The following is a 5,264-nucleotide window of genomic DNA, read 5'->3' on the forward strand; positions in this document are numbered from 1 at the left end:
GTCTTCCGATATGATCCGCCGGATGGAGGCGAGAATCTCCTCCATGGTCGGTTCTTGTGAGGACTGTTCGGACATGAGGGGCGCTCGGAAGAGGAAAGACGAATCCGTTTCGCGAGCCTAGGCGCGCAGCCGCGATGGTGCAATTTCCAGGCGGCTTCGCAAGGCCGGATTCGCGTCAGGCGCGAAACCGGGCGCCTACGCCTACTGCACGGGCGGCGTTGAGGCGATGGGTGCGGCGGGCACGCCGATCGGCGGTGTGGCCACGATGGCGCCCTCCACCGGCTTTTCGACAGGCTTTGGCGTCAAGGCGCCGTCGACGATGGCGATCGGCTCCTCCCACGGCACCCAGCCCCAGGTGATGCGCAGGCCGCGGAAGTGGGTCTTGGGATCGTATTGCGGCACAGTCGGCGTGAGATTCTTGGCCTCCAGCCTGCCCATCGCCGCGACCACGGCGGCGGCGGCGACATATTCGTCGTGGCGCGCGGCGATCTGCGACAATTCCGCCTGCCGCAGCTCCTGCTCGGCGTTCAGCACGTCGAGCGTGGTGCGCAGGCCCACCTGCTGTTCCTGCCGCGTGCCCTCGGCGGCGATTCGCGCCGCCCTCACCTGCTCGGCGGTCGAGGTGATGTTGGCGCGCGATGAGATCAACTGGCTCCAGGCCTGGGTCACCGTCTGCAGCACCGCGCGGCGCGCGACCTCGATGGTGATGCGGTCGGTATTGTTGCGTTCCACCTGCTGGCGAATGCGCGAGCTGGTCAGGCCGCCGCTGAACAGCGGCACGCTGACCGACGCCGTGCCGGTGATGTTGCGCGACCAGGTGTCGGTCTCGATCGGTTGGACTTCGCCACTGAAGCCCAGTCGACCCTGCAGCGAGACGCTGGGCATGCGCTCGGCGCGCGCGCCGGCGACCCGGGCGCGGCTGGCCTGCTCGGCGTATTCCGCCGCGCGAATCTGCGCGTTGTTCTCTGTGGCGACGTCGAAGGCGCCGTCGACGGTGGCCGGCAGCAGCGCCGCCAGCGACGGCTCGGGCGCGAGGTCGCCGGGGCTCTGGCCGACCAGGGCGGTGTAGCTGGCGCGGCTGATCGCCAGCTGCGCCTGGGCGACCTGGGCCTGGGACTGGGCCGCGGCGTAGCGCGCCTCGGACAGGGCGACGTCGGTTCTGGTGATCTCGCCGACCTCGAAGCGGGCGCGCGATTCGTCGAGCTGGCGCTGCAGCACGCCCTGATCCTCGATGCGGATGCGCAGCGCCTCCTGGTCGCGACGGACGTCGACGTAGGCGGTGATCACCTGGGCGAGGATCTGGGCCTCGACGCGGCGCAGGTTCTCGCGCCCCGTCAGGATGTCGGCCTGGGCCGCGGACACCGCCGCCGCCACGCGTCCGCCGGTGTAGACGGGCTGGTTGAGCACCAGGGCGGTCGAGCCGCTGCGATCGATGGTCGTGCCGCCGCGCCCGATGGTGTCGGGAATGCCGTCGCCGTTGGTGTCGATGGCGCCGCCCGCGCCCGGCACGTCGATCTCGCGATAGGTCGCCGAGGCCGAGACGCTGAGGGTCGGCCGATAGCCCGAACGGGCTTGCACGTAGGTCTCGTCCAGGGCGCGCTGCGTGCCCCGCTGGGCCTGCAACGTCGGGTTGGACTGATAGGCGAGCGCGATGGCGTCGGCCAGGGTCTCGGCGGCCGCCGGGGCCGCAAGCACGCCGCTGGCGCCTGCGCTCAGAATCGCGACGAACAACGCTCCGCGACGAGGTTTCGACATGCCTTAGTCCCCGACAATAGCGAGAGTGACCGCGTGCTTAGGGTCCCCGCGCCGCTCCGGCCAGCGGCCGCGACCTTAAGCTTTTTTCACAAGCGGGTTTCGAAGGTGTTTCAATCTGGATCGGAAGGCGAAGCCGGCCTGGCGCTCGAACCCCGACAGGATCGGCGGCGTGGAGTCGAAAATCTGACGGGCGCCGACGCCGTCGTGGGCGCGGACATAGATCGTCGCCTTGCCCACCGGCCCGTCGCGTTCGACCACCCCTAGCCGGCCGCCCAGCGCCAGCGCATCGGTCCAGGCCTGGGGCACGCGGGTCACGGCGCCTTCGCAGACGATCAGGTCGAAGTCGGCGCCCGGGGCCTGGCTCAGGTCCTCGCCATCCTGGCGCACAACCTCGAGGCCCATGGCCTCGAGCACGGCGGCGGCGTAGGGCGCGGCGATGGCCAGGGCGCGTTCGCCGGCCATCGGCCGCAGCGCCTGCATCATCTTGGCGATGTCGCGCGGCTTCAGCAGCGAGCGGCCCGGCGCGTATTCGACTTCCAGGTCGGCGTAGGCCAGGTAGGCGCGGCCCTCTGGCACGAAGGCCTCGCGCGGAATGCGGCGCATCGCGTCATGGATGCGCACGTCGGTCACGTCGTTGATGCGAACCTGGCTTTCCACCATGTTCGAGCGCGCGGCGGAGAAGTCGGCGACCATGAGTCCTCGAGAGCGTGGGGAGCGTCTGGCCGCATATAGGTCCGCCCTTAAGGGTAAGGCAATCGCGCCTTGCTAGAGACATTGCCGCAGTGGGCGGGTTCTGTTAGCGATCCGCCTCGCCCCGGCGGCCTGGTGGCGGAGTGGTGACGCAGCGGACTGCAAATCCGCGCACCCGAGTTCGATTCTCGGCCAGGCCTCCAATTTTTCCCGTGATATTTCATGAATTTGTCGCCCACCGGTGGCGGATCGTGAGCCGCATGAGCGTTGGGCGTGCGATGGCGTTAGGCGCTGAAACGCCTGGACGGGCCCGTGGTCCACGGCGAGCGCTTGGCCCCAACCCGACTGTCCCACCGACAAACGGACACTCTGCTGGTCAATCCGTCAGCGTTCGGAGAATAGCGTCCCCGCCGTTCGAAATTCCGTTCGGGCGTTGTCTCGCCGCGACTTACCCGCGGACGCCGCGCCAGCCTCAAGGAGGCCTCAGCGGTGACTAGGAATTAAGCCAACCCCAACGCTGCGCATCGCGCCAGAGCACGTCAGCGTGGGCCTCTGGAGAGAGATCGTTCTCATCTCGCGAGCGCTTCACCAGGCCGTCGCGCTCGGCCTTGGCGTAAGCCGCGCACACCTTTTTCTTGTCGCCGCCGTGCTTGGTGGCGAGCTGGCGCATGTATTCACGTTGGCGGAAGGGCATTTCAGTCATATCGCACCATACCGCTTGTCGGTCGGATTTGCGAGGCTTGGCGACGGCCGAAGCGACGTTCCCTGCAGCGCCTGCAACGCGGCCGGCCATGCGTTCCTGCCGAATCGCTGGGTGTTCCCGGGTGGACGCATAGATCTGTCGAGGCAAGCCCAGCGCGCCGTCGGCGCAGGTTGAGGTCGGACATCAAGCGGCTGCGTCGATTGCATCCGCCTCCGCGCTCAGCCGCTCGCTGACCTCGAAGCTCCGCTGTCGCAGGGCGGCTGCGGCGGCCTTGCGCAGCAGGATGCGCGCCGCCGTCGGCTGGCGTGTGCGCAGGCGGGCGGCCCAAAGCTCCGCGTCCTCGGGCTTTGACTGGACATCCTCAGCCCGCGTTTCGATCAGCTGCGCCGCCTCGGTGAGCGCCGGCCATTCCATCAGGAACCTCAACGCCGGCTCGAAATCGGGATGCGTCATCGCCAGAGAGAAGGCTCGGCTCTCGGCTTCGACGTCGTCGAATCCCGTCAGTCGTTGCGTGAACGCCCGCGCCCGCTCGGTCGACAGGGTGCGCTCGAAGGACGCCCAGCGCACCGCCTGGGCGTCTTCGAACCGCTCCGAGCGCTCGAGGTAGTCGATCCAGGCGGTTTCCCAATCGAAGTCGGGCTCCGCTATTTCTGTCTTGCCGGCGGAACCCGCCTTGGCCGACGGCGGCGCCGCAGCCGAGAGGATGTCCCCCGCCGCCTCGACGCGACCCGCCGCGAGCCAGCGCTGCGCCACGTCGGCGGCGACCTTTGGCGTCTTCAGCGCCGCGGCCGAATAGGTTGCGCGGTAGGCGTCGACATCGCCTGCCGCGTCGGCGAGGCGCCGGACGATCGGCATCCAGCCCGGGACCGCGTTATGCCGCGCGGCGATGTCCGCCAGCGCAGCCCGCGCCAGGGATGGCGGCGCGCCGTCGAGGACGATCGGCAGCCAGGCGTTCCAGCGCGGCGGGTCGCCGAGCGCCGCGTCCGCCAGGGCAGAGGCCGTTTCCTCACCGGCGCCTGCGCGGACCATGCGGCCCAGGTCCTCAGCCGCGCTGGCGAACACCCGCTCGACCGCGCCGTCACGATCGCGGACCCGCGCCTCGAGCGGACGCGCCAGAGCCAGGAACATCCACATGCGCGCCGCGCCGCCCGCTGCGTCCAGCTCGGCCAGCCGGCCAGCGATCAAGGCCCGCAAGGCGCCCAGGTCGCGGATGAACGCCGCACGCTGGCGCCACGAAACCTTCGATCGACTGGCCTGCAACGACCCGAGACGCTTGTCGATCTCCAGCGCCAGGTGCTCGGCGCCCTGCGCGGCGGCGAGCTCCATGCGCAGGCGGCGCTTAAGGTCGGGGCGGCCTTCCGCCACCGCAGCGAGGATATCAGCCAGTCGATCGGCGCCGAGCTTCGTCAGATTCTCCGGCGTCACCTTCTTGAGACTGGCCGGCGTGGGGCGCTTCATGCCGGGACCTTTTCAGCGAATTCCATGGCAGGCCTTTTGATCGCGCCTCAATCGACGGCCGAGTAGAGCGACGAGTCCGTCGAAAAAAGCCAGCCGCCTCTAACCCCGTTCCGCACGCCCCTGCGTAGCTCGTCGTGTAAGGCCCAAGGAGGCGAACATGGCGACGGCGGAAGACACCAGAACATCCCTGCGACGGCGGATCGTCCTGGGGGCGGTGGCGGCGATCGCGATGATCTCCGCGCCGGGCGCCAGGGCGACATCCCCCGCGCTTGTCGATCTCCAGATCATCGATCGCGAGACAGGACAGGCGGCGAGGGTTTGGCCGCATGGCGGGCGGCTGTTCGCGGCGGGCCAGCCTGGCGCGAGATACAGCCTGCGCGTGATCAACAACCCGCCGGCGCGCGTGCTGGTGGTGATGTCGGTGGACGGGGTGAATATCCTCACCGGCGAAACCGCCGGCTTTGGACAGAGGGGCTATGTCTTCGGGCCGTACGAAACCTACGACGTCAACGGCTGGCGCAAGTCCGACACTGCGGTCGCGGCCTTCACCTTCGCGCCGCTCTCTCGATCCTACGCGGCCCGCACCGGTCGGCCGAACGACGTCGGGGTGATCGGCATAGCCGCCTTCACCGAGCGCGCCGCGCCGACCCCGCCCTAT

Annotated in this window: 5 protein-coding genes, 1 tRNA gene and 1 pseudogene; 2 read left to right on the plus strand and 5 right to left on the minus strand. The window is 69.1% G+C overall.

The genetic code is table 11. The features are described from left to right. The 3 genes and pseudogenes from Q8M88_RS07040 to Q8M88_RS07050 all read right to left on the minus strand — a co-directional run. A pseudogene (locus tag Q8M88_RS07040) lies at nucleotides 1–75 on the minus strand (DUF2497 domain-containing protein); the annotation flags it as partial. Between the two features lie 126 nt (nucleotides 76–201). After that, nucleotides 202–1,755, minus strand: a complete 1,554-nt coding sequence (locus Q8M88_RS07045) for a TolC family outer membrane protein (RefSeq protein ID WP_305595785.1) — start codon at nucleotides 1,753–1,755, stop codon at nucleotides 202–204. 75 nt (nucleotides 1,756–1,830) lie between these two features. Further along, on the minus strand, nucleotides 1,831–2,448 hold the full coding sequence (locus tag Q8M88_RS07050; protein WP_305595787.1) for a protein-L-isoaspartate O-methyltransferase: 618 nt from the start codon (nucleotides 2,446–2,448) through the stop codon (nucleotides 1,831–1,833). A 126-nt stretch (nucleotides 2,449–2,574) separates the two neighbouring features. On the opposite strand from Q8M88_RS07050, the gene Q8M88_RS07055 reads away from it, so the two are divergent. Continuing rightward, a tRNA-Cys gene (locus Q8M88_RS07055) sits at nucleotides 2,575–2,648 on the plus strand. Between the two features lie 290 nt (nucleotides 2,649–2,938). Here the strand turns inward: Q8M88_RS07055 and Q8M88_RS07060 are convergent. Together Q8M88_RS07060 and Q8M88_RS07065 are read right to left on the minus strand one after the other, a co-directional pair. Continuing rightward, nucleotides 2,939–3,238 carry a hypothetical protein gene (locus Q8M88_RS07060; protein ID WP_305595789.1) on the minus strand — a complete coding sequence of 100 codons (300 nt, stop codon included), beginning with the start codon at nucleotides 3,236–3,238 and terminating at the stop codon, nucleotides 2,939–2,941. Nucleotides 3,239–3,331: 93 nt separating this feature from the next. Next, nucleotides 3,332–4,606: a DUF6880 family protein gene (locus Q8M88_RS07065; RefSeq protein ID WP_305595791.1), complete on the minus strand. Its 1,275-nt coding sequence runs from the start codon at nucleotides 4,604–4,606 to the stop codon at nucleotides 3,332–3,334. Nucleotides 4,607–4,763: 157 nt separating this feature from the next. Between Q8M88_RS07065 and Q8M88_RS07070 the strand changes: the two genes are divergently transcribed. Further along, nucleotides 4,764–5,264 (plus strand): hypothetical protein (locus Q8M88_RS07070; protein WP_305595793.1); only part of this gene is annotated, 501 nt, incomplete at its 3' end.

The sequence above is a fragment of the Phenylobacterium sp. genome (genome assembly GCF_030693805.1).
GTDB lineage: Bacteria > Pseudomonadota > Alphaproteobacteria > Caulobacterales > Caulobacteraceae > Phenylobacterium.

Bases quoted from the DNA above. Each gene is read 5' to 3' on its own strand.
- Q8M88_RS07065 (WP_305595791.1), bottom strand. From the start codon at position 4,606: ATGAAGCGCCCCACGCCGGCCAGTCTCAAGAAGGTGACGCCGGAGAAT.
- Q8M88_RS07060 (WP_305595789.1), bottom strand. From the start codon at position 3,238: ATGGCCGGCCGCGTTGCAGGCGCTGCAGGGAACGTCGCTTCGGCCGTC.
- Q8M88_RS07045 (WP_305595785.1), bottom strand. From the start codon at position 1,755: ATGTCGAAACCTCGTCGCGGAGCGTTGTTCGTCGCGATTCTGAGCGCA.
- Q8M88_RS07050 (WP_305595787.1), bottom strand. From the start codon at position 2,448: ATGGTCGCCGACTTCTCCGCCGCGCGCTCGAACATGGTGGAAAGCCAG.